This is a genomic window from Stenotrophomonas maltophilia (assembly GCF_002799245.1).
Lineage (GTDB): Bacteria > Pseudomonadota > Gammaproteobacteria > Xanthomonadales > Xanthomonadaceae > Stenotrophomonas > Stenotrophomonas maltophilia_S.
This window is the reverse complement of record NZ_NEQV01000001.1, coordinates 649,045-670,784: the sequence shown is the minus strand read 5'-3', so window position 1 is coordinate 670,784 and position 21,740 is coordinate 649,045. Positions and strand designations below refer to the sequence as shown.

The window sequence follows — 21,740 nt, the reverse complement described above, 5'->3', positions numbered from 1 at the left end:
CGGGCGCATGGCTGGCCCTGTCGCGCAGGCCGCTCAGTTCACCGCATCCTGCTTGCGCCGACGCAACCCGGCGGGCGGGTCGAACAGGCTCGAAGGCACTTCATCGAATGAGACCTCGGTGACACGCAGGCCGCGCTCGGTACGCTGGTTGCCGGTGCGTCCGCGGTAGCCCAGCAGCAGGCCGGTGCGGGTATCGATCCACAACGTGCCGGAGGTGGTGCCATCGGGGCCCCGCGCGTTGTCATAGCGCCAGCCGGCAGCGAGGCGGCCCAGGATGAACTCGCCGGGTGCTGGTGAGCAGCGCCCGCCGATCGTATGGCATGGGGCGGCGGGGTCGTACCAGTAGGGCCCGCTGGAGTCGGCCACCGGCAGCGTGTAGTTGCCACGTTCGCTTACCAGCCATGCCCGACCGCGCTGGCCCTGGGTCGTCAGCCATGCGTCGGGTGCATTGCTGCCGCGGAAATCAATGCGGATGGCCGGCCCGCGCAAGCGGATCTCGACTTCGACCTCGCCGCCAGCAGCGCTGGGGCCGAGCGGACCCAGGCCATAGGCACGCGCCAGCAGTCGCGCCTGCGGAGGTTCGCTGTCTGCAGTGTCCGTGGCCTGGGCAGCGGCGGTCCAGGTCGTTGCCATCAGCAGGCCGGCCAGCAGTACACGCATGTCAACGCGCCAGGTTGTTGCTGTCATGCACGGGGCTCTGCATGCGGACGATGGCATAGGATTCGATCGGCATGCGGCGGTGGCCGGTGATCGGATCCTCGATCAGCATCGAAGCGGGCCGGAAGCTGTCACCTTCGCTGACCAGGTCTGACAGACCGGCGATTACCCGGTCTGCGAAGGGGACGATCAGGGGCATCGGATAGGTGACCTTGATCTTGAGAATGTTGGCGTCCTGGACGCTGACGCGGCTGCTGCCGACGCGTGCATCGCGGAACGCAAGATTGTCGTTCGGCAAGGCGTAGCGCCCATCGAACTGGCGTTCGCGGAACTCGTTGTATGCCGAGCGGCTGGGCGAGATGACCTCGATCTTCGGCGACAGCAAGGGGTTCTTCCACAGCAGGGCGACTTTGGCGCGTGCGGCGACGGCACCCGCCGCATCCGGTGAGGTTGCGTACAGGGGAGCCATCGCCATTTCCAGCGCGCTGCGCATCTCTGAATGATTGACGCCACTGACCGCGCCGGCACGCGCGGCCTGCAGCGTGGCGAAATCCAGCAGCGACTTGGCGCGATAGATCAGGACGAACTGGAAGATGACCAGGATGAGGAAGATGAAGGCCGGGACCACGATGCAGAATTCAATCAGCGACTGGCCGCGCTGACGGCGGATGGATGTGCGGATGTACTTCATTGCAATGCCCTCGTGGGTGACGGTGTCGCCGGCGGGGAAGGGCACCATTGGAACGCCTCGCCCAGCACCGGAGCGATATGCCTGAGGCTGTCCACCGGCATTTCCAGCGTGGAGTAGGCACCGCGGCACCAGGCGCCTCGCCACGGACGCACGGCTTCGCGCCAGCCAACGGCCCGGTGATCGCGGTCCAGGAACAACAGGTCGAGCGGGTAGCCCATCGCCAGCGTGTGCACACTCGAGCACGGGGTTATCAGCAGGCCCTGCCCGGGCTGGAGCGGGGCGCGCAACAGCAGGCCGCGCAGCCGCTGGTGCCAGCGATCGGCATGCCAGACGCAGCTGAGCAATTGCTGGTGGCCGCGGATCAGGGCGCCGGTTCTCATGCGTGCGGCCTCACAGGATTCCCTGCTGCTTCATCTGCAGGAAGATGAAGTAGGCCAGGACGACGAAGATCAGCGGGAAGAAGAACAACACGAGCGGAAGCATCATCTTTACCGGCGCTTCCAGGGCCAGCTTCTCGGCGCGAAGGAAGCGCTCTTCGCGGCGTTGCATGGCCTGCGAGCGCAGTGTGTCGCTCAGGCTGGCACCCACCCGGTCCGCCTGGATCAAGGCGCTGGTGAAGCTGGTCAACTGGGAAATGTCGGCGCGATCGGACATGCGTCGCAGTGCTTCGGCGCGCGGGAGGCCCGCGCGCAGATCACGCAGCATGCGCGAGAACTCCTGTGACAGCGGTCCGGGTGGCCCCTTGTCGACGGACTGTTCGATCGCACCGGTGATGTTCAGGCCGGCTTCGACGGCCATGGTGATGAAGTCGAGGAAGATGGGCAGGTCGCGGATCACGTGCTTGGAGCGCGCCTTCCGCCTTTCACCCAGCCACAGCGTGGGATACATCCAGCCGAAGGGGGCGCCGAACGCCAGGGCCATCAGTACGGAGCCGAATCCGAATCTGCCCAGCAGGATGATGGTGAACAGCAGGAAGGTACTGGCCACGGCGGCGGAAACGATGCGGGCGCCATACAGCTCTTCCGGTGACAGCACGAAGTCCTGGCCGGCCGACTGCAGGCTGCGGTGCGCCCGCTCCAGCTGCGCCGAGGACAGGCGCGGCCCGGCCAGGCGCGTAGCGACCGTGATCAATGGCCACAGGATGCGGAGCAGCAGCGGCAGCGGATCCTGATAGTTGCGCTGGTCCACCTCGACCGACTGCACCAGTCCGCGCAGCGCGAATGCAAGCAGCCCTACAGCGGCAGCGGCAAGCAGTGCGACCAGGATGAGCAGGGTGTTCATATGTCGATCGTCATGATTTTGCGGCACATGCGGTAGCCGAGGTACTCCAGTACCCCGATCAGGCCCATGACGCACCAGCCGATGAAGGTATGGAACATGGGGTTCATCGTTTCCGGATAGAACAGCACGAGGAAGCCGACAAGGCCGGCCGGGAGCATCGCCATGACAATGCCCTGCAGGCGCCCCTGCGCGGTCAGCGCCTTGACCTTGCCCTCCATGATGAGCTTGCGCCGCAGTGTCTCGGCGAGCGTGGAGAGGCTCTCGGCGAGATTGCCACCGACCTCGCGCGAAATGCTGACGGCAGCTACGAACAGCTTCACGTCGGCGATGGGCACGCGGGCGGCGAAGTTGTCCAGCGCTTCTTCGGTGCGCACCCCCATGTGCTGCTCGCGCAGCACCAGTGCCAGTTCCTGCGCCAGCGGAGGCAGGCCATCATGGGCCAGTGCTTCCAGGGCGGGGTTGAAGCCGACGCCGGCCTTGAGGCTGCCGGCCAGCATCAGCAGGCCGTCAGGCAATTGCTGCTGGATCTGGTCAAGGCGGCGCTGCTTCAACCACAGGTAGATCTTGCGTGGCGCTACGGCCAGCAGGATCAGGGCCAGGATCGGCAGCAGCAGGTTGCCCCCGGTGACGATCCACAGCAACACGGGAACCGCCAGCAGCATCAGGACATTGGTCCTGAACAGGACGCGCGGATCGATGAACAGGAACATGTCGGCCAGATTGACCCGCGCCTGGTCCATGAAGTTGGCGCGGTACCGGTCCATGAAGCCTGTGCTGGCGCGCGCCAGCAGCAGTACCGAGCCCGTCACGCAGGCAAAAGACAGCAGGGCGATCAGCAGGATGTCACTCATTCCGCCGTCCCCCGCTGCGGAAGATGTCCAGGTCGACCGAGACGCCACGCTCGGCAAGCTCTTCATAGAACTCCGGCACTGCACCGGTCGCGACGAACTCACCCACCACCTTGCCATCGCGTCCGGCGCTGGAGCGTGCCTTGAACAGGAAGACATCCTGCAGCTGGATGGTTCCGCTTTCCATGCCGGTCAGCTCGGTGATGTGGCTGACCTTGCGCGAGCCGCAGGGGAAGCGCTTCTGGTGCACGATCAGATCCACCGCCGACGAGATCTGTTCGCGCACCACGGTCATCGGCAGTTCCATGCCGGACATCATGACCATCACTTCCAGGCGCGACAGCGCCTCGCGTGGATTGTTGGCATGGGCGGTGGTCAGCGATCCTTCGTGGCCGGTGTTCATGGCCTGCAGCATGTCCAGTGCTTCGCCGCCGCGGCACTCGCCGACCACGATGCGGTCCGGGCGCATGCGCAGCGCGTTGCGCACCAGGTCGCGGATGGAAATGTGGCCCTTGCCTTCCATGTTGGGAGGACGTGCTTCCAGGGCGACCAGGTTGGGCTGGACCAGCTTCAGTTCGGCCGCGTCCTCGATGGTGACGATGCGATCGGTATCGGGAATGAAGTTGGAAAGGATGTTGAGCAGGGTCGTCTTGCCGGAGCCGGTGCCGCCGGTAACGACGATGTTGCGCCGTTCGCGCACCGCAACGATCAGGAACTCCAGCATCGGCTGGCTGAGGGAACCGAATGTGAGCAGGTCCTTGCCTTCCAGCTTGCGCTTGGCGAACTTTCGGATACTGATGCTTGGGCCACGCAGGGCTACCGGCGGGATGATGGCGTTGACGCGGGAGCCATCCTTCAGCCGCGCATCGACCATCGGCGAGCTTTCGTCGATGCGACGACCGAGCGGCGTCACGATGCGCTCGATGGCCGAGAGCACCGCGCGGTCACTGGTGAAGACAATGGGGGACCTTTCGATCCGGCCTGCGCGTTCAATGAAGATCTGGTCGTGCGCGTTGACCATGATTTCCGTCACCGTCGCATCGTCGATCAGGTCTTCCAGCGGGCCCAGGCCAATGGCCTCATCGAGCACTTCCTTGGCCAGCCTGCGCGGGTTGATCGTCTTGGGGAGCTCGGAGAACTCCCGTTGCATCACTTCATCGATCAGCTTGATCGTGGCGTTGCGCAATGACTCATCGTCCATGCTCCGGACATCCAGCCGGCGCAGGTCCATCTGCTTGACCAGGGAGGCATGCAGCTTTGCACGGTAGACGGCCATGTCCGGCGGCAGCTGCTCCGGCCGCGCCAGCTGGCGCTCGTTGGATGCCTGCGCAGGTGCAGGTGATGGCGCCGGTGCCGGCGCGGACTCCACCAGCGTGTCGTTGGCCGCACCCGCATTGAAACTACCGGCGTCGGCGGTGGGTTCGGCCGGCGGGTCGTCGTCCACCACCTGCAGCAGGTAGTCGCCGATCTGCACGCGGTCACGGCTGGTGAGCGGGCCACGGCTGCCTTTCACCTGCTCGCCATTGACCAGTACCGGTGAGCGGCCTCCGAGGCTCTCGATGAAGATGCCTTGATCCTCGCGCTTCAGCGCCGCGTGGCGTTGGGCGATGCTCCAACCCTGCAGGACCACCAGGTTGCCGTCGCCGCGGCCGATCCCGCATTCGCGGTGCAGGCAACGGACACGGCGCTGGTCGCGGTTGGGTGTGTCGATGAGGATGTTGAACATGCGCCGGCTCCGGTTACTGCACGAAATTCTTGTTCCGGCGCGGCATGGCCTGCTGGCCGCGCTCCTGGATCTGCCGCGCACGCTCCAGGCCATCGAGGTTTTCCTGCGAGCTCGGCGTCACTACGCGCGGGGTGACGAACATCACCAGCTCGGTGCGATTGCCGCGGAAGCCATCGGAACGGAACAGTTTCCCGAGGATCGGGATATCGCCCAGCAACGGCAGGCGCTTGGCATCCTGCTGCGCGCTGGAGTCGATCAGTCCGGAGATCACGATGGTTTCCCCCGCGTGGACATTGATTTCCGACTCGGTGCGGCGGGTGGTGAAGCCCGGCACGCCCTGCACCGTCACCGTCGGATCAACGCGGCTGACCTCAGCCAGGATGCGGGTGGAAATGTCCTGGTTGAAGTTGACCAGTGGCTCGATGTCGAGCTTGATGCCGTATTCCTTGTAGTCAACCGTGACCTGGCCGAAGCCCTGCGGAACCGGGATCGGCACCTCGCCGCCGGCCAGGAACTTCGCCTGCCCGCCGCTGCGGGCACTGAGTTGAGGCGAGGCAAGCAGGAACGCCTTGCCCTTGTTCATCATCAGGTTGATCGCCGAGCCGATCTGCGTGGCGATGCCGAAGAAGGCCTGGGTTCCCTGCAGCTTGTTCGGCAGCAGCACCCCGTTGGCCGGGCTCTGCTCGGGGTTTATGCGGTAGTAGTTGTTGTTGGTGAAATCCTTGACGATGCCCGCCACCGGGCCACGGATGACGTTGTCCCACTGGATGCCGAGCTCTTCCAGCGCATTGCTGTCGAACTCCATGATCTTCACGTCCATCTGCACCATCGGGCGCATGCCGACCGGGTCGGCGGTAGTGAAGTTCAGTACCGTCGGATAGATCTTCTGGATCGCATCGATGCGGCTGCCGATGCCCGGATTGATGTCCTGGCCGGTGATGACCACGCGGTCGGCGACGGCATGCACATTGATCTTTTCCACATCGGCCAGCAGGGTGCGGATGGTTTCGGCCAGGCTGACGGCATCGTTCTCGGAGATGTCCACCTGCACCTGCAGCTGCTTGCCGTTCTGCAGCCACAGGTGAACCGTGGTGGAGCCTGCCTTCATGCCCATCATGATCAGGTCACGCGGGCCGACGTTGGTGACCTCGAGCATCTCGCCACTACCGACGGCCACGCGCTTGAGGCCGCTGGGCAGCGTGTAGACGGCGGCCTGGCCGGCATAGATCCGGGCGCGGGTGGGCAGCGGGACGGCAGGCATGGCCGATGCGCTGGTGCGATAGGCGGGATCGGGAACCGGAGCGGGGAAGGTGGTTTGCCCACCGGGCACCGGTGCATGGTTGGCATTGGCCTGCGGTTGCGCCTGGACGGCAGGACGCGGTGCGGCCATGACCGGTACCGGGGTCAGCTGGGTGCCGGTGGTCTGTGCCATGGCCAGCAAAGGTGCGGTGACAACAGCGATGGCCGCGGTGGCGGCGATGAGGCTGCGGATTCCATTATTGCTGCGCATTCGTCGATCCTTTGCCCCCAATGATGAATTGCACGCCGGCACGACCCTGCGTGCCGTTGCCGAGCAGTTCCTTCTGCGTCATGCCACTGAGGCCGAACGCACCACGATCCTCCACCTGGCGAAGCATCACCCGCATCGAGCCGGCCTTGGCGGCGACGGTGAGTCGCTGCGCCTGCGCCGGCGTCAGTTCCAGGGTGATGTTCGAATAGCCCTGCTGATCTTCCGAGGCCGGCGTTTCGCCGACGCGGTTGCCGGTTGCCAGCACGTTGATGTCCTCAAGCAAGGGCAGCACCCGGGCACCGGTTTGTTCCTGCTCGACGGTCAGCAGGATGTCGACATGATCACCGGGGGCGATCATGCCGGAGATGGAGTTCGTTTCGTCCACCTGGAGGGTGTAGCCCACGTTGCCCTTGGCGATCACGCGCGAGAACTGGTCGTACAGCGGCACCAGTGCGCTGGCACCCAGCGGTGCACCTTCGCGGATCGGTGCGCGCAGCATGCGGCCGCTGTATTCGGACACGTTGTCCGGCGTGATCGCATCGGCGGGCGGCAGGTCGGCGGGGACTTCGCGCACCGCAAGGTCGGCAACGGTAACGATGCTGCCCGGTTCCATGTCGGTCTTGGGCACGGCCACCGGCACCATTTCCACGGGTGGGGCGGCACGCTCGTTCACTGCCTTCTGCACGTAGCGCACGGCGACCAGGGCCGCGACCAGGCCAAGGGCGAGGGCGATGATGATGAAGACGACGTTGCGGTTGGCTTTCAGCGGGAGCGCCTTCATACGACTCCCATCGACAGCATGTAGGTGAAGCCCTGGTAAGCCTTGCGCAGTGAATCGATCAGCTCGAGCACGATGTTCGGCTCGGCGACCAGGACCAGGACACCGACAGAAGCGACCACGGCGTACTCGATCAGTGCGGCCCCGCGCTGGCGGCGTGGGGACGGTGGAATGCGTTTTCTCATGGCAGTGGTCTCAGTGCTGCGACTGGTTGACGACAATCGAGGTTCCCTGCTCGTGTCGGTTGAAGGTCATGGTCATTTCCTGGCTGCCCTTGCTGTAGCGGACAACGCACTGCAGCGCGATCATCGAACACCCTGCGGGCCCGGAACTGCGGCTCCAGCCGTCCGCGGGCAGGCGGCTGGCGTAGAAGGCATCGGTCTGGAACGGAGACAGCGTGCTTTCCATGGACAGGCTGCGCCCGGGCGTGTCCAGGTAGGTGATGTCGTTGATCACCTGCGTCCCGGACGGCTTGGGGAAATCGGCGCCGGCTGCAGCATCGGGCTTGCGCTTGAGCAGGCGTGTAATGCCGATCTGCGCCTGGCTGCCACTGCCCTTGGCCGATACCTCGATGGTCACGTAGTGCTCGCCGTGCGCATGCCCGATCACCGTCTTGCCGCCGACCTCGTTGATCACGGTCTGGCCGGGCCATTCGCGGTTGTAATAGGCGACGATGGACGACACCGGCAATGTGGAGGTGAAGCGCGAGATCCGCATGGGCAGGCCGTTGTAGAGCATGTCCTTGGCCACCCACTCGCTCTGCGCGCCTTCGGGCTCTGGAATGTCGGGCCAGGACGCGGCCAGTGCCGGCCAGGCGAGCAGCAGTGCGGCCAATGCCGCCAGGATGTCAACGCGACGGCGCATAGGCAGGCAACTTGTCGACAGGCACCACGTCGGGTGCGATGTAGCCGGGATCAAGCCTGCTCAGCGTCCCGATCATCGGGATGCCGGAGAGGCCGTCAAATGCCTTGGCGATACCCGCCATGTGCTGGGACGGCACCAACGGCTTGACCTGCGCGATCACCGAGCGTGACGAGTTGACCTTGAGCCCGGAGCCGGCGGCATTCCAGGGGTCGGCCAGCACCACATGGGTGGCCTGCAGCTTCAGGCCCAGCGAATCGAAAGGTTCCAGGTAGGCGGCAGCGCTGCCATTGGCACTTTTCAGATCCTGCACGTCCAACCGCAGCTGGGCCTGGGTCAGGCCGTTGCGGTTGGGCGGGAACGAACCAAACATCGAGGTCACGTCGCCGATCTTCTTCATCATGCCGCCCGCCGACGTGCTGGTGTAGGAGACCAGGGCGAGGTCGCCGCGCCGCACCAGCGGCTGGTTGGAGAAGGTGTTCATCAGCACGTCGCCGACGGCTGCATCGCGTGCACCGGTCTGCGGCTGGCTGACGATGGGATCGTTGGCACGCCCGAAGTAGCGGTCGACGGCAAGATCGCGCTGGCGGCCGCTGGCCGGCAGTCTGTAGTCCGGCGATACGGTGGCTTCCCAGGCGATCGCGCGCGCGGCCTGCTGGGTGGCCTGGCGGGCGTGGATGTACTTGGCCAGGATCGGGATCAGCAGGAAGATCGGCACCAGCACGGCGCAGAGCACTGCGACTTCGGTGAGACTCTGGCCGCGCTGGCGACGCGCGCCGCTAAATGGGCGTTCCCTGTCCATGGCTACCTCAGCAGGTCATCGTTGGGAGGACGGTTGGCGCGGTACCTCGAGGTCGCCGCGTTCAAAGGGTTGGCCCACCGTCATGCGCTGCGTGGTCAGGCGGGTGCCATTGCCGTCCAGGGGCTCCTGCTCCAGGACAATGGCGTAGCGGCTTGGCCGGTAGTCGTTCAGCGCGCCGGGAGTGAAGCCCCAGCTGGCACCGGCCGACCACACGCACTGGCTGAACCGTCCGTTCTCGTCCTTCCACGCGTTGCACGGTTGGCCGGCGACCCTGCGGTTGCCCGCGCGCTGGAAGCCCGGGGAGGCGGTGCCTTCGTCGGCTTCGGCGGCAAAGCGGGTGAGCCCGTCGCTGTCGGCAGGTGATTGGCTGCGCTCTCCCGTTGCCAGATCGACCTGCTCCAGGCCGGAGGCACTCTGGGTTTCCTGCAGGCCGGTGGCTTCCAGCCGGAACTGGCAGCTGGTCGACGGGCCATCGTTGAGCAGGCGCCACTCGCGCGTACGGAACACTTCCTCATTGCTGGAAAGCCAGACTTCGTAACGGACGGTTCCCAGGCGGGCGACGTCGGCGTCATCCAGTGCGCGGGTCGGCAACCCGGCCGCCTGGCAGTCGCTCAGTGCCTGCTGGTAGCTGGTGCGTGCAGCATTGCGGCCATCCACCAGAGTTTCGGCAATCTGGTCAAGATGGATGCCCGGCATGTTCCTGGCAGCGGCCGGCTCGCCGTTGTCCGCCGCGCTGCCACACCCGCTGATCAGCAGTGTGGCGATCGACAGGTGCAGGCGATTGAAAACAGCAAACGTCATGGCATCAGGGCTCCGGCTGCCGCCAGGGCAGCCTTGGTGGTGGCATCGGTCTTGACCAGTCGTGCCTGCCAGTAAGGACTGAACAGATTTCCGGTTTCGCGCTTGCGGTCATCGCGGCTGAACATGCGCAGCTGCACCGGACGGTCGAAGAACACCTGCGCGGAGGAGAGTGCGGCGATCTTGTTGTTGGCCATCTTGTCCGGCAGTTCCATCTGCGAGCCGGCCGGAGCGCCGATGCCGGCGCCGGAGGTGGTACGCGCGCTGGCGCCGCTGGTCTCGGCATAGATGGTGAAGACCGGGCCGACCTTGTCGCGGTCGCGATCATTGTCGGCGTAGGGCTGCAGTGCCTGCCCGGCCTTGACGTCGTGATAGTCGCGCAGGCCGTTGTAGCCGGTGAAGAAGGCCTTGCGATGCTGGCCGTTGGCGAAGCGGACGTTGGCATCCTGGCTGCGGTCGACGATCCACGCCGCGCCACGATTGCGGCGCACCGCTTCGCCGTACGGGCGGTAGCGGCGGCGATCCCAGTCCGAGTACCAGCCGTTGCCGTTGCCGAAGCCATTGAGGAAGCGCTGGTTGCGATAGCTTTCCACAGCCTGCGCGCCGCCCCAGCCGACCGGGATGTCGATATCGGGAAGCGGCCACGGCAGCGGAAGCTCGACGGCCATGGTGTCCAGCGCTGCCCATCGGTTGTAGTCGACCATGTCGGTGCCGCCGGACTGCACCAGGAAACCGAGGAAGTCATCGCTGCGGCTCTTGCTGAAGCCATCACGCGATTGCATCACCACATTGCGGAAGCGATCAGCGCCCTGGCGCTGCGTGGCCGAGCCACCGTTGGCGGTGCGGGGAATGCTGTAACGCTGCAGCAGCCGGTTCTCGGCCGTGGCCAGTTGCGTGCCGAGCACCGCGGTTCCGATGGTGCCCAGCTGTGCCTGCGGTGAGTTCCGCTGCAGCACATCCTTGGCGATGGTGTAGCTGTCCAGCCGCGATACGCCTTCGATGACGAGCTGCACCGAGGCAGCGAACATCATGTTGAGCTTGTCGATGGCGATGATGGCTGCCTGCGCCACAGGCTGGAACGCCTGGCGGGTGACCTTGAGAATGCGTTCGGCGACCTTGAAGGCGGTTGCCAGTGCCTTGAACACCACGCCGATGTAGGGAATGGCGGAGAGCACATCCAGCGTGGTGCGGATGACGATCGAGGTGGTGTGCATCTGGTTCAGCCACGAATAGAGGCTGATCGTCTGTGCCACGGCCACTTCGTTGGCTACCCGGGCGCGGTTCATGTAGGCCGCATAGTTCAGTGCGCGCGCCTGCTGGATCGCAACGCTGTAGGCGGCTGCGTCCGCCGCGTTGACCAGCTCGACCTTCTTGTTCACCACCTGCCCTGTGTTGAACAGCAGGACAATCCCGATGCACAGAACCAGGATGAGTGCCAGCCCGAGAACCATTGCTTGGCCGGCGACCGTTCGGTGGCTGGAAACGCCCCGGGCCGCACGGCTTCGTGCCAAAGCCAATGCGCTGCGCATAACGAATTCCTGGGCCGGAGGCCATGGCTGCCCGTCGCGCGTCGCGTGCGGTGCGCGCAGGGAAATTATGCTGGGAGGGCCCTGGCGGCGTTACGCCGCCAGGGCAGGGGTATTACTTGTTGTTGTACGCGTCCATGCCCTTGGTCTTGTCAGCTTCCTGCTGGGCGCTGTTGGACTGGTTCTTCGCGCGATTGATCGACTGCGTCGCGCTCTGGCCGGACAGTTCTTTCGACATGCCCGCCACCTGGCTGCGAACCGTGCCTCCGAAGAAGGTAACGGCCGCGATCGCGGCAATGGCGATCAGTGCGGTGATGATGATGTACTCGGTCATGCCCTGACCGGCCTGCTTACGGGAAAAACGGATGTGACGACGGCTGCGTTCCATGTATTTCCTCCTTGATGGCAGGAATCCTCCGGGCGTGCGGAATATTCGGCGTGTCCGCTGGGGGATCCTGATTAATGGCAGGGCGAGGTAAAGACAGGAAGCTCACACCCTGGTTCGTCGAAAATTTGTCGCTTGTTCGAGAACGGGGCCAAGCCTATCGACAGAAAATTGACGACACAAGTCAGGTTTTCCCGATATGCAATGAAATATTTGAAAATGTGACTCGTATTGCAGATTAACAATTACCTGCACATAATCACGTCAAATTTGAGCTAGATGCGCCCATTTTGGTTGATGAAATTAACACTCAACTGACACATTTGTGTCACGCAGGTGGTCCGGCGTGTCGGAATATTGGCGCGATCACAGTGATGCGTGCGGGGTCTGCTCCGTATTTGAATCGGATCAGCAATCCGAATGCATTTACTCCGCGGGATCCGCAATGAAACGGATGACCCTGTGTCGTGGAAAAGAAAAAAGCACATGCAGGGCATGTGCTTTTTCCGGATTGCGACAGCGCAGCACCGTCGTCGCGATATCAGCGCTTGACCAGCTCCACGCGACGATTGGCGCGACGCCCATCTTCGGTTGAATTGTCGGCGACCGGCTGGCTCTGGCCGTAGCCTTTGGCCGTCAGTCGATCGGCTGCGATGCCGCTGCCGACAAGGCGATTGCGTACCGACTCCGCGCGCGCTTGCGAGAGTGTCTGGTTATGCGATTGGCTGCCGCTGTTGTCGGTGTGCCCTTCCACGGAAAGACGAAGTTGCTGGTCGGCCTTCAACAGGTTGGTGACCTGCGCGATCTGCGGCTCCGAATCGGGCAGGATCTCGGCGGCGTCGGTTGCGAAGTTCACCTGGATGGATACCTTTCCACTGCTGTCCAGTGCCTGCTTCAGCGTATCGGCTTCAATGACCTTTGCGGTGATCTGCACTGGCTTTGTCTCTGCGACGAGCAGGCTGCCGGAGTTTCCACCCGAGCCCAGGTGAACCCAGATATCGCGATCTTCGCGATGGATGACATAGGTTTCTGCGGGTTCGTTGTAGATATCGCCGATGCCGCCGACATAGGTGGTCGCCGCCTTGCTGTTGCCGATGTCGCGCGATGCATCGGCAGGAATGGTGCCGGAGAAAATACGCTTGCCACCCAGGGTCTCGACCAGGCTCTGCACGTTGCGGCTTAGTTCCAGCTGCGAGTACGGGTGATCACTGTTGCTCTGCAGTACCGAAGAATGAACCTTGCCTTCAATCCATTCCACGCGATCGCCGGTCCAGAACGGCACGCGATCGAATTCGCTGTCCACGACGTCCTGGCTGGCGTAGCCCTGCGGCAGGCCGAGATAGGGGAAGCTGCCGATGGTCGCCTGCGAAACGGGCAGCTCCGCTACATTGAAAGCACTGGCTTTCTGGCTTCCACCCGTGGCCGAGGCGGCCTGGGGGGAGGGCTCTGCTGCGGCGCCGGAAGGCGCGGCCGATGAAGCGCCGCCCTCTGCGGGAGCTTCGCCAGAGCGCTTGCAGGCGCCCAGTGCCAGCACCAGGCTGGCAGCCAACAGGCTCGCGCGCACCGTGGACATCGTTGATCCGTGCTTCTGCATCATGAACGCACCTGCTTCATCAATTCGCTGCAGACTTCGCTGGTGGGCTTGTACTGGCCCTTCTTCCAGGCATCGGTGATCTTCTTCTGCGTCTGCGCTTCGGCAGTGTCATAGGCCTGGTCGAAGCCTGCTTCGGCACCGAATACGGTTTTTGCCTGCGCCTTGTGGCTTGCGCGCAGCTTGGCGGCCTGTTCCGGGGTTGCACCGCACGCCAGGGCATTGCCTGCATGCGTGCCACCCAGTGCGCCGAACTGCGCCGCGCCGCCGCCCTGTGCGACTGCGCTGCCACTGCCGATCAGCAAGGCGGAGGTGATCACTAGCTTCGTCATGAAATACCGCATGTTGATGTTCCTCATCCGGCCCGTTAGCGGGCATCAATCCCCTGTGGCCCGAGCATAGCAACAGGCAGTGAGTGCCAGCGTGTCGTTGCATCGCCACGGCATGGCCCGCGCTCAGGGCGTGGACAGGAGAGCGGTGTGCCGTGGCGTGGATCCACTGATGGATCTGGAGCAACAAGCCCCTCTGTTGAGGGGCTGCCCCGGCAGGGGCGGGGAGAGGCCGGCAAGGGGAGGGGCCCGAACGTTGCGCAGCAACGTTTGGGGCGGAGCGCGCGCAGCGCACTTCGCGTCGCCAGCCAGGGGCTTCTGCGAGATGAGGTCGGCCGGGCATCCACGCGTGGCGTGGATCCACTGATGGATCTGGAGCAACAAGCCCCTCTGTTGAGGGGCTGCCCCGACAGGGGCGGGGAGAGGCCGGCAAGGGGAGGGGCCCGAACGTTGCGCAGCAACGTTTGGGGCGAAGCGCGCGCAGCGCACTTCGCGTCCCCCGCCAGATAACTGAAAAAGGCTGCCCGAAGGCAGCCTTTTTCAGTTATCTGGCGGAGAGAGGGGGATTGTCGGGTGCATCCATGCACCCGATCCCGGTGCGCGTTGCGCCCCGGGACCCGCCTTCGGCGGTCCGGTTCTGCTCCTGCAGAACCGTCGAACCCCGGCAGGGCTTCTCTCGCCCGATGCTCTCCGCCAGCCAAATAAAAAAGCCGCCCAGAGGGCGGCTTCTTCATTTGTCTGGCGGAGAGAGGGGGATTCGAACCCCCGAAGCGCGGTTTAGACGCTTACACACTTTCCAGGCGTGCTCCTTCAACCACTCGGACACCTCTCCGGATCCCTGCCATCGGCAAACGCCTCAGCAGGGGCGCAGATTCTAGCGGGCGGCGCGGCCGGACACAAGCACCCTGATCGGGGGGCGCATCCATGGGCATTGTTGGCGAGGGGGCTGGACAGGCATGGCACAATGGAACATCCGATGGAAAACGGTGGCCTGATGTCCTATCTCGTCCTTGCCCGCAAGTGGCGTCCGAAGCGTTTTGCCGAGCTGGTGGGCCAGGAGCATGTGGTCCGTGCGCTCAGCAACGCGCTGGACAGTGGCCGGGTCCACCACGCGTTCCTGTTCACCGGTACCCGCGGCGTGGGCAAGACCACCATCGCGCGCATCTTCGCCAAGTCGCTGAACTGCGAGCAGGGCACCAGCGCCGACCCGTGCGGCCAGTGTGCGGCCTGCCTGGACATCGACGCAGGCCGCTACATCGACCTGCTGGAGATCGACGCCGCGTCCAACACCGGCGTGGACGACGTGCGCGAGGTGATCGAGAACGCGCAGTACATGCCCTCGCGCGGCAAGTACAAGGTCTACCTGATCGACGAAGTGCACATGCTGTCCAAGGCGGCGTTCAACGCACTGCTGAAGACGCTGGAAGAACCGCCGGAGCACGTGAAGTTCCTGCTGGCCACCACCGATCCGCAGAAGCTGCCGGTCACCGTGCTCAGCCGCTGCCTGCAGTTCAACCTCAAGCGCCTGGACGAAGACCAGATCCAGGGCCAGATGACCCGCATCCTGGCAGCGGAAGAGATCGAGGCCGACGCCAGCGCCATCGTGCAGCTGGCCAAGGCCGCTGACGGCAGCCTGCGCGATGGCCTGTCGCTGCTGGACCAGGCGATCGCCTATGCCGGCGGCGCGCTGCGCGAGGACGTGGTGCGCACCATGCTGGGCACCGTGGACCGCACCCAGGTGGCGGCGATGCTGGATGCGCTGGCCGAGGGCGATGGCCCGCGCCTGCTGCAGGTGGTGGCGGCGCTGGCTGAATTCTCGCCGGACTGGGGTGGCGTGCTGGAAGCGCTGGCCGAAGGGCTGCACCGTATCCAGGTGCAGCAGCTGGTGCCGGGTGCTGCCGCCGCGGAAGGGCTGGATACCACCGCATTCGCCGAGTGCCTGCGCCCGGAAGTGGTGCAGCTCTGGTACCAGATGGCCTTGAATGGCCGCCGCGACCTGCCGCTGGCCCCAAGCCCGCGCGCGGGCTTTGAAATGACGGTGCTGCGCATGCTGGCGTTCCGTCCGGCCGCAGCGGTACCGGCGGTGCCGAAGGCAGTCGACGGTGCGGTGGGCGGCGCGCCGGGCGGCAACGCTGCCGGTGGTGGCGCCGGTGCCGGTACCCATGAAGCGACGCCGGCCGCTGCTGCTTCGGCCAGCCCGGCCGTGGCGGCGCAGGTGGCCGCTCCGGTGCAGGCTGCGCCGCGCGAACCTGAACCCGAACCCGAGCCGGCCCCGCAACCCGAGCCGGATCCGACGCCTGAGCCCGAGCCGGTTCCGGTGGAAGAGCCCGTGTCGCCGCCGCCGGTGAAGGCCGAGGCCGAGACGCCGGCGTCTGCCATCGCTGCACAGGCAGGCGACGATGTGCCACCGTGGGCCACCGACGAAGCCGAGGCGCGTGACGAGGCCCTGGCGGCCGAGATGGCTGGCCCGGACGCCGCCATGGTCGCGCCCTGGCATGAACCGCCGGCTCCCGCCGTGCCCCCTGCTGAGCCTGCGCCGCCGGAGCGCCCGTTCCGCGCCGAAGGCATTGCCATTGCGCCGGCCGAACCGGCCCCGGCGCCCGCTGCCTCGCCGCAGGAAGGTGTCAGCGAGCTGGCCACTGCCGAAGACTGGCTGGACCTGGTCGCCAACAGTGGCCTCAGCGGCCCCTCGCGGCAGCTGGCTGCCAATGCCGCCTTCATCAGCTGCCAGCACGGGACCTTGAAACTGGGCCTTTCGCCCGGATTTGAATACCTGCGGTCGGAGCGTGCGCTGGCTGCCCTGGGCGAGATGCTGCAGAAAGCCCTGGGCCAGGCGCCGAAGATCGTGGTCGAGACCGTGGAAACCGAACACGTTCCGGCCGAGACCCTGCATCAGCGTGCCGACCGCCAGCGTGGCGAGCGGCAGCAGGTGGCAGAGGCCGTTTTCATGGACGACCCGGAAGTGCAGGTGCTGATCCAGCAGCACGGCGCCCGGGTTGTTTCCGATTCCATCCGTTCTTTTGACGAGTAAGACACCATGCGCGGAAACATCGCCCAACTGATGCAGCAGGCCCAGAAGATGCAGGAGAACCTGCAGAAGGCCCAGGAAGAAATCGCCAAGATCGAAGTGACCGGCAGTGCCGGTGGTGGCATGGTCAGCGTGACCCTGACCGGCGCCAAGGAGTGTCGCAAGGTGCGCATCGACCCGTCGCTGGCCAGCGACCCGGAGATGCTGGAAGACCTGATCGCCGCCGCCTTCAACGATGCCTCGAACAAGATCGATGCCGAGTCGAAGTCGAGGATGGGTTCGGCCACCGCCGGCATGCAGCTGCCGCCGGGCATGAAGCTGCCGTTCTGACCTTCAGTGTGGCACCTGCGCAGGCCGGTGCCACAGAACCTGTAGCCGTCGAGCTTGCTCGACGCCATGAAGCATGCCGCCGTGTCCGCACCCCTGCTTGAACAATTGATCGACGCACTGCGGGTGCTGCCTGGCGTAGGCCAGAAGACGGCGCAGCGCATGGCCTACCACCTGCTTGAGCGCGAGCGCGAAGGTGGCCAGCGCCTGGCCGAAACGCTGGCCCTGGCGGTGGAACGTATCGGCCACTGCGCGCAATGCCGCGACTTCAGCGAAACCGAGCTGTGCCCGACCTGCGCCAACAGCAGCCGCGAGCGCAGCCAGCTGTGCGTGGTCGAATCGCCGGCCGACCGCCTGGCCATCGAAAACGCCACCGGCTTCCGCGGTGTCTACTTCGTGCTGCAGGGCCGACTGTCGCCGCTCGATGGCATCGGCCCGCGCGAGCTGGGCCTGGAGCAGCTGGAGCAGCGGCTGGCCGAAGGGGAGGTGCAGGAGCTGATCATCGCCACCAGCGCCACCGTCGAAGGCGAAGCCACCGCGCATTACCTTGCGCAGCTGGCGCGTGCGCGCAAGGTGCAGCCCAGCCGGCTGGCGCAGGGCCTGCCGCTCGGCGGCGAGCTCGAATACGTTGATCGCGGCACGCTGTCGCACGCGTTCGGAACGCGCAGCGAATTCCGCGATTGAGTGCCACCCGGGCATCGCCCGGCGCGGCCGGCCTACAATGCGGAAGACACTCCCGCCGAGGCCGACCATGAGCAACGAAACCCTCTTCAGCAAGATCATCCGTCGCGAGATCCCGGCCACCATCGTCTACGAGGACGACGAGGTGCTGGGCTTCAAGGACATCGCACCGCAGGCGCCGGTGCACGTACTGTTCATTCCGAAGAACGAGATCATCCCGACCCTGGATGACCTGCAGCCATCGCAGGCGCACCTGATCGGCAAGCTGGCCTTGGCCGCCGCCGAGTACGCGCGCCGCGAGGGTTTCGCGCAGGACGGCTACCGCATCGTGATGAACTGCCGCGAGCATGCCGGGCAGACCGTGTTCCACATCCACATGCACCTGTTGGCGGGTGCGCCGCTGGGGCATTTCGGTACGCCGGGGCGGTGATGCGTGCATCCGCGCGGCGCGCGGATGCAGACCATGGAAAAGGCCGCCCTCGGGCGGCCTTTTTCATCACGCGTGGCGGCTGGCGATCACCACCAGCCCCAGCGGCCATAGCCGCCCCAATAAGGGCCATACGGGCCCGGGCCCCACGGGCCATAGGGGTAGGGCACCACATCGACCTGGCGCTGTTCCGGCCACAGGTAGATCACATCGGCCGACAGCTTCGGCAGGCGATAGTCGTACTCGCCGATGCGGGTGTTCTGGTAGCCGTCGATCTTGCCGATGAAGGTCACGTCGCGGCCGGCTTCAAACACCGCCGGGTCGTAGAAACCGGCGCGGCAGGCAATGAAGCGGCCGTCGCTGGCGTCGGACGAGGTGGTGTTCGGGCGGCCACTGGCATTGAGCGGGCGCGAGATCATCTGGAAGCAGGTCTCGCCCTGGCCGGGCTTGGTTTCGATGATGCGGCCGCCCCAACGGACCGGCGTGCCGACCTGCTGGGTGGCGACCGAGTCGCGCGGGGAGACCAGGCTGAACTGTCCCTGCAGCGGCTTGGGGGCCGTGGCGCAGGCCGACAGGGCCAGCGTGGCCACAGCGGTGAGGAGGAACTTGGTGTTCATGGGGAGGCTCCGGAAGTCGGGCGATGCCTGCGCAGGTCCCGCAATAATGAAGCGAGGTCGGTGCAAGTTCCAGCGTAACGCGCGTCGGCGAAACGCTGGCTGAGCGCGAGCAGGGCCGGGTCGGGGCGCTGGGCGTGCACCCGTCGTGACCAGTCGCGTGCGGTCTCGTGGGGCGCGCGGGCCAGGCCAAGGCGCGCATAACGCTGCCCGAGCCGATGCCAGGCGCGCAGCAGCGGGTCGCGCTCGCGCTCGCCGCGGGCCAGCAGCCAGGCCATCCACGCCAGGGCCAGCAGGGCCGCGACCACGAAGCCGGCTACCAACTGCGCCGGCCCCAGGTCATCCAGCCCGAACGGCTTGAGCAGTTGCTGCTGGCGGCGTGCGTCGAAGGACAGCACCAGGTCGTTCCAGCCGCGGCGCAGCCAGTCACCCATCTGCCCCAGCTGCAGCCAGCGCTGCTGCAGCGGGGTATCCGTGCCGCCCTGCAGGCGGTCGTCCAGCGTGTCCAGGATGCGTTCCGGTGCCACGGCCGCGGTCGGGTCGACCCGGACCCAGCCGCGTTGCGGTAGCCAGACTTCGGCCCAGGCGTGGGCATCCATGCGCCGTACCACCCAGTAGTCGCCGATGCGGTTGCGGGTGCCGCCTGCGAAGCCGGTCACCACCCGGGCCGGAATGCCGGCGTTGCGCATCAGCACCACGAAGGCCGAGCTGAAGTGCTGGCAGAAGCCGGCCTTGTAGTTGAACAGGAAGTCGTCGACCGGATCGCGCCCCGCCACCGGCGTTTCCAGCGTGTAGGAGAAGTCGCGGGTGATCCACTGCAGCGCACGGCGGACGACAGCCTCGTCATCGTTGCCAGCCTCCTGCCGCCATTGCCGTGCGAGCTGGGCGGTGCGTGGATTGAAGCCGGGCGGAAGCTGCAACGCGGCGCGGCGCAGAGAGGGCGACAGATCGGTATCGAACCGTTGCGGAGGCGCCGAATGCATCCGCCAGCGGCTGAGCGCGGACAGCGTACGGTCGCTGCGCAGGCTCATGTCGGCATCGAAGCTGCTGCCCTCCGGCGCGCGGCTGGGCAGGTCCAGTGCCACCAGCAGGCGACGGTCGGTGGGCTCGTAGTCGATCTGGTAGTCCCATCCCTGTGCGGCGGCTTCGACCACGGGGGCGGGGCGCCGGGCCGCCGTGCGATCGCGGGTCCAGCGGTGGCCGTCGAACGACGTCAGCACCGGGCCGCGCCAATAGCGCTGCGCGGGCTCGGGTACCGCGCCGAAAAACTGGACGCGCAGCGCCGGGGTGTCGTCGGCCATCAGGTCCAGCCATTGGTCCGGCGCCATGCTGTCAGCCAGGCCGGGCGTACCCACCGCTCGCTCGGGTACGCCCCACAACGGCGTGGACAAGCGCGGGAACAACCAGAAGCAGGCCAGGGCCAGCGGGAGGCCGATGCCAAGCAGGCGGCTGACACCACGCAGTTGCCCGCGCAGCGGCAGGCGCGGGCTGTGGCCTTCGTCCTGGGCCAGGCGCTGCAGGGCAATCAGAGCGACAACCGCGGCCAGCGCCGCCAGTGCGGTGGTCAGCGGCCCCTGGTCGAGCAGGAAGGCCGCGAAGGGCGAGAACAGCGCGAAGCCCAGCAGGCTGCGCGCATCGCGCAGGTTGCGCAGCTCGCTGGATTTGATCGCCAGCATCGCCGCCAGCAGTGCACAACCGGTATCGCGGCCTGGCCGCACCATGCCCATCTGCCAGACGATGGTGGCGAGCATGGCCAGCACCAGCAGCAGGCGCACCGGCATCGGCAGCACCCGCCGCCACGACAGTGCAGCGGTCAGCACGGCGGCGATCGCGATCACGCTGGCCAGCACCGGCGGCAGCTGCAGCAATAGTGGCAGCAGCGCCAGCGCTGCGCTGGCCAGGGTCCAGCTGCGGGCGTTGCGGTCGAGCAGGATGGCGGGCTCAGTCATGGGGCATCAATGCCAGTGCGCGCAGGCACAGGTGGCGGTGGCTGGCGCCCTGGCCGGGCCCGAACGGTGGATGGGCCGGAAGCAGCAGCGTATAGCGGCGGCCTTCGCGCTCGGCGATGTCGACCCAGCGTGCCAGCCGCGCGATGCGTGCTTCATGGCCCAGCGGTGCCAGCGTTCGCCAGTCCAGCACCACTTCGATGCCGATCGGCTTCTCGTATTCGCGCACCAGCAGGCTGTCGCGGCGTGCCGAGTGTTTCCAGGCAATGCTGCGCGGGGCGTCGCCGGCACGATAGGGGCGCAGCTGGTGCAGCTCATCGCCACTGGCATGGGCGCGGGTGTGCAGTGGATCACTGCCACTTTCCGGAAGTGGCGGTGCCAGTGCCTCGGCAAGTGGATAGACCAGCAGCGGCTGCTCCGGCCACACCCACGACCATGCCCGCACCAGCCCCAGCGGCTGCGTGCTCGACAGGCGGATGCGGGGCAGTTCCAGCCAGCCGCGGCGCTCGCTGGGAACATCCAGCTCCACTTCGCCGCGGCCGTGTGCGGGCAGTGCAACCCAGGCCTCGCTTCCGCCCAGCTGCAGGTGCAGCCCATGGCGCGCGCGCGGGTCGCGCAGCGAAAGATCCACGCGCAGGCGCAGGGGATGCCCGGCCGGTACCGGTTCGGCGGAGATTGCATCGATCTGTATGCCGGACAGCTGCAGGTGCGCGGCGATGGCGCTGGCGATCGCCGCTGCGGCCAGCAGCAGGGCCAGCAGCAGGGCCGGGTTGTTGTTGTAGTTCAATGCGCCCAGCAGCATCGCCGACAGCAGGGTGGCAACGAACAGGCCGAAGCGGGTCGGCAGTACGTAGATGCGATGGCGGTCCAGTCGCTGCGGCAAGGCTTCGGGCCTGCGTGGGCGTGCCAGCAGCTGCATGCGTGCCCAGCGCGT

The 21,740-nt window shown here is 66.0% G+C and carries 23 protein-coding genes and 1 tRNA gene; 4 read left to right on the top strand and 20 right to left on the bottom strand.

The window, feature by feature from the left end:
* Positions 1-33: 33 nt before the first annotated feature.
* The 17 genes from B9Y64_RS03215 to B9Y64_RS03135 form a co-directional block, all read right to left on the bottom strand.
* The gene (locus tag B9Y64_RS03215; RefSeq protein ID WP_100439480.1) at positions 34-660 is read right to left on the bottom strand and encodes a hypothetical protein; all 627 of its coding nucleotides are present in this window, start codon (positions 658-660) and stop codon (positions 34-36) included.
* A 1-nt stretch (position 661) separates the two neighbouring features.
* Positions 662-1,348, bottom strand: coding sequence for a TadE/TadG family type IV pilus assembly protein (locus B9Y64_RS03210; RefSeq protein ID WP_202909035.1), 687 nt, complete (start codon positions 1,346-1,348; stop codon positions 662-664).
* Entirely contained in the window at positions 1,345-1,728 is a 384-nt protein-coding gene (locus tag B9Y64_RS03205; RefSeq protein ID WP_100439478.1) for a DUF192 domain-containing protein, read from the bottom strand. Before B9Y64_RS03205 ends, B9Y64_RS03210 begins: the two co-directional genes overlap by 4 nt.
* Positions 1,729-1,738: 10 nt before the next feature.
* Entirely contained in the window at positions 1,739-2,629 is an 891-nt protein-coding gene (locus B9Y64_RS03200; RefSeq protein ID WP_100439477.1) for a type II secretion system F family protein, read from the bottom strand.
* The gene (locus B9Y64_RS03195; RefSeq protein ID WP_100439476.1) at positions 2,626-3,480 is read right to left on the bottom strand and encodes a type II secretion system F family protein; all 855 of its coding nucleotides are present in this window, start codon (positions 3,478-3,480) and stop codon (positions 2,626-2,628) included. The genes B9Y64_RS03200 and B9Y64_RS03195 overlap by 4 nt, the downstream gene beginning before the upstream one ends.
* Positions 3,473-5,203 carry an ATPase, T2SS/T4P/T4SS family gene (locus tag B9Y64_RS03190; RefSeq protein WP_100439475.1) on the bottom strand — a complete coding sequence of 577 codons (1,731 nt, stop codon included), beginning with the start codon at positions 5,201-5,203 and terminating at the stop codon, positions 3,473-3,475. The genes B9Y64_RS03195 and B9Y64_RS03190 overlap by 8 nt, the downstream gene beginning before the upstream one ends.
* Before the next feature lie 13 nt (positions 5,204-5,216).
* Positions 5,217-6,713, bottom strand: coding sequence for a type II and III secretion system protein family protein (locus B9Y64_RS03185; protein ID WP_100439474.1), 1,497 nt, complete (start codon positions 6,711-6,713; stop codon positions 5,217-5,219).
* A complete protein-coding gene (gene cpaB / locus B9Y64_RS03180) occupies positions 6,700-7,494 on the bottom strand; it encodes a Flp pilus assembly protein CpaB (protein WP_100439473.1) in 795 nt (264 codons plus the stop codon). The genes B9Y64_RS03185 and cpaB overlap by 14 nt, the downstream gene beginning before the upstream one ends.
* Positions 7,491-7,676, bottom strand: a complete 186-nt coding sequence (locus tag B9Y64_RS03175) for a hypothetical protein (protein ID WP_100439472.1) — start codon at positions 7,674-7,676, stop codon at positions 7,491-7,493. Before B9Y64_RS03175 ends, cpaB begins: the two co-directional genes overlap by 4 nt.
* A 10-nt stretch (positions 7,677-7,686) precedes the next feature.
* On the bottom strand, positions 7,687-8,355 hold the full coding sequence (locus B9Y64_RS03170; RefSeq protein WP_100439471.1) for a hypothetical protein: 669 nt from the start codon (positions 8,353-8,355) through the stop codon (positions 7,687-7,689).
* Positions 8,339-9,154 (bottom strand): hypothetical protein, encoded by an 816-nt coding sequence (locus B9Y64_RS03165; protein WP_100439470.1) that lies wholly within the window; start codon positions 9,152-9,154, stop codon positions 8,339-8,341. Before B9Y64_RS03165 ends, B9Y64_RS03170 begins: the two co-directional genes overlap by 17 nt.
* A gap of 15 nt (positions 9,155-9,169) precedes the next feature.
* Entirely contained in the window at positions 9,170-9,955 is a 786-nt protein-coding gene (locus tag B9Y64_RS03160) for a hypothetical protein (protein WP_100439469.1), read from the bottom strand.
* Positions 9,952-11,403 carry a pilus assembly protein TadG-related protein gene (locus tag B9Y64_RS03155; RefSeq protein WP_100439468.1) on the bottom strand — a complete coding sequence of 484 codons (1,452 nt, stop codon included), beginning with the start codon at positions 11,401-11,403 and terminating at the stop codon, positions 9,952-9,954. The genes B9Y64_RS03160 and B9Y64_RS03155 overlap by 4 nt, the downstream gene beginning before the upstream one ends.
* A gap of 190 nt (positions 11,404-11,593) precedes the next feature.
* On the bottom strand, positions 11,594-11,866 hold the full coding sequence (locus tag B9Y64_RS03150) for a pilus assembly protein (RefSeq protein WP_100439467.1): 273 nt from the start codon (positions 11,864-11,866) through the stop codon (positions 11,594-11,596).
* Positions 11,867-12,404: 538 nt separating this feature from the next.
* Positions 12,405-13,460: an OmpA family protein gene (locus B9Y64_RS03145; RefSeq protein WP_100439466.1), complete on the bottom strand. Its 1,056-nt coding sequence runs from the start codon at positions 13,458-13,460 to the stop codon at positions 12,405-12,407.
* The gene (locus B9Y64_RS03140; RefSeq protein ID WP_157804478.1) at positions 13,457-13,786 is read right to left on the bottom strand and encodes a hypothetical protein; all 330 of its coding nucleotides are present in this window, start codon (positions 13,784-13,786) and stop codon (positions 13,457-13,459) included. Before B9Y64_RS03140 ends, B9Y64_RS03145 begins: the two co-directional genes overlap by 4 nt.
* Positions 13,787-14,522: 736 nt before the next feature.
* Positions 14,523-14,615: transfer RNA gene (locus tag B9Y64_RS03135), tRNA-Ser, on the bottom strand.
* 144 nt (positions 14,616-14,759) lie between these two features.
* Here B9Y64_RS03135 and dnaX point away from each other — a divergent pair.
* From dnaX to B9Y64_RS03115, 4 genes are all read left to right on the top strand, one after another.
* Positions 14,760-16,814, top strand: coding sequence for a DNA polymerase III subunit gamma/tau (gene dnaX / locus B9Y64_RS03130; protein WP_100439464.1), 2,055 nt, complete (start codon positions 14,760-14,762; stop codon positions 16,812-16,814).
* A 6-nt stretch (positions 16,815-16,820) separates the two neighbouring features.
* Positions 16,821-17,141, top strand: coding sequence for a YbaB/EbfC family nucleoid-associated protein (locus tag B9Y64_RS03125; protein ID WP_100439463.1), 321 nt, complete (start codon positions 16,821-16,823; stop codon positions 17,139-17,141).
* A gap of 81 nt (positions 17,142-17,222) precedes the next feature.
* Positions 17,223-17,822 (top strand): recombination mediator RecR, encoded by a 600-nt coding sequence (gene recR, locus B9Y64_RS03120; RefSeq protein WP_154262515.1) that lies wholly within the window; start codon positions 17,223-17,225, stop codon positions 17,820-17,822.
* 67 nt (positions 17,823-17,889) lie between these two features.
* Positions 17,890-18,249, top strand: coding sequence for a histidine triad nucleotide-binding protein (locus B9Y64_RS03115; RefSeq protein WP_014036181.1), 360 nt, complete (start codon positions 17,890-17,892; stop codon positions 18,247-18,249).
* Positions 18,250-18,335: 86 nt separating this feature from the next.
* On the opposite strand, the gene B9Y64_RS03110 is transcribed toward B9Y64_RS03115, so the two are convergent.
* Genes B9Y64_RS03110 through B9Y64_RS03100 form a run of 3 tightly spaced genes read right to left on the bottom strand, consistent with a single transcriptional unit; the run spans position 18,336 to position 21,725 of the window.
* Positions 18,336-18,863 (bottom strand): Slp family lipoprotein, encoded by a 528-nt coding sequence (locus B9Y64_RS03110; protein ID WP_014036182.1) that lies wholly within the window; start codon positions 18,861-18,863, stop codon positions 18,336-18,338.
* The gene (locus B9Y64_RS03105) at positions 18,860-20,809 is read right to left on the bottom strand and encodes a transglutaminase TgpA family protein (protein ID WP_100439461.1); all 1,950 of its coding nucleotides are present in this window, start codon (positions 20,807-20,809) and stop codon (positions 18,860-18,862) included. Before B9Y64_RS03105 ends, B9Y64_RS03110 begins: the two co-directional genes overlap by 4 nt.
* A complete protein-coding gene (locus B9Y64_RS03100) occupies positions 20,802-21,725 on the bottom strand; it encodes a DUF58 domain-containing protein (RefSeq protein ID WP_162292364.1) in 924 nt (307 codons plus the stop codon). The genes B9Y64_RS03105 and B9Y64_RS03100 overlap by 8 nt, the downstream gene beginning before the upstream one ends.
* Between the last annotated feature and the right edge of the window lie 15 nt (positions 21,726-21,740).

Coding starts and splice junctions, on each gene's coding strand:
- B9Y64_RS03215 (WP_100439480.1), bottom strand. CDS start 660: ATGCGTGTACTGCTGGCCGGCCTGCTGATGGCAACGACCTGGACCGCC.
- B9Y64_RS03210 (WP_202909035.1), bottom strand. CDS start 1,348: ATGAAGTACATCCGCACATCCATCCGCCGTCAGCGCGGCCAGTCGCTG.
- B9Y64_RS03205 (WP_100439478.1), bottom strand. CDS start 1,728: ATGAGAACCGGCGCCCTGATCCGCGGCCACCAGCAATTGCTCAGCTGC.
- B9Y64_RS03200 (WP_100439477.1), bottom strand. CDS start 2,629: ATGAACACCCTGCTCATCCTGGTCGCACTGCTTGCCGCTGCCGCTGTA.
- B9Y64_RS03195 (WP_100439476.1), bottom strand. CDS start 3,480: ATGAGTGACATCCTGCTGATCGCCCTGCTGTCTTTTGCCTGCGTGACG.
- B9Y64_RS03190 (WP_100439475.1), bottom strand. CDS start 5,203: ATGTTCAACATCCTCATCGACACACCCAACCGCGACCAGCGCCGTGTC.
- B9Y64_RS03185 (WP_100439474.1), bottom strand. CDS start 6,713: ATGCGCAGCAATAATGGAATCCGCAGCCTCATCGCCGCCACCGCGGCC.
- cpaB (WP_100439473.1), bottom strand. CDS start 7,494: ATGAAGGCGCTCCCGCTGAAAGCCAACCGCAACGTCGTCTTCATCATC.
- B9Y64_RS03175 (WP_100439472.1), bottom strand. CDS start 7,676: ATGAGAAAACGCATTCCACCGTCCCCACGCCGCCAGCGCGGGGCCGCA.
- B9Y64_RS03170 (WP_100439471.1), bottom strand. CDS start 8,355: ATGCGCCGTCGCGTTGACATCCTGGCGGCATTGGCCGCACTGCTGCTC.
- B9Y64_RS03165 (WP_100439470.1), bottom strand. CDS start 9,154: ATGGACAGGGAACGCCCATTTAGCGGCGCGCGTCGCCAGCGCGGCCAG.
- B9Y64_RS03160 (WP_100439469.1), bottom strand. CDS start 9,955: ATGACGTTTGCTGTTTTCAATCGCCTGCACCTGTCGATCGCCACACTG.
- B9Y64_RS03155 (WP_100439468.1), bottom strand. CDS start 11,403: ATGGTTCTCGGGCTGGCACTCATCCTGGTTCTGTGCATCGGGATTGTC.
- B9Y64_RS03150 (WP_100439467.1), bottom strand. CDS start 11,866: ATGGAACGCAGCCGTCGTCACATCCGTTTTTCCCGTAAGCAGGCCGGT.
- B9Y64_RS03145 (WP_100439466.1), bottom strand. CDS start 13,460: ATGATGCAGAAGCACGGATCAACGATGTCCACGGTGCGCGCGAGCCTG.
- B9Y64_RS03140 (WP_157804478.1), bottom strand. CDS start 13,786: ATGACGAAGCTAGTGATCACCTCCGCCTTGCTGATCGGCAGTGGCAGC.
- dnaX (WP_100439464.1), top strand. CDS start 14,760: ATGGAAAACGGTGGCCTGATGTCCTATCTCGTCCTTGCCCGCAAGTGG.
- B9Y64_RS03125 (WP_100439463.1), top strand. CDS start 16,821: ATGCGCGGAAACATCGCCCAACTGATGCAGCAGGCCCAGAAGATGCAG.
- B9Y64_RS03115 (WP_014036181.1), top strand. CDS start 17,890: ATGAGCAACGAAACCCTCTTCAGCAAGATCATCCGTCGCGAGATCCCG.
- B9Y64_RS03110 (WP_014036182.1), bottom strand. CDS start 18,863: ATGAACACCAAGTTCCTCCTCACCGCTGTGGCCACGCTGGCCCTGTCG.
- B9Y64_RS03105 (WP_100439461.1), bottom strand. CDS start 20,809: ATGACTGAGCCCGCCATCCTGCTCGACCGCAACGCCCGCAGCTGGACC.
- B9Y64_RS03100 (WP_162292364.1), bottom strand. CDS start 21,725: ATGCAGCTGCTGGCACGCCCACGCAGGCCCGAAGCCTTGCCGCAGCGA.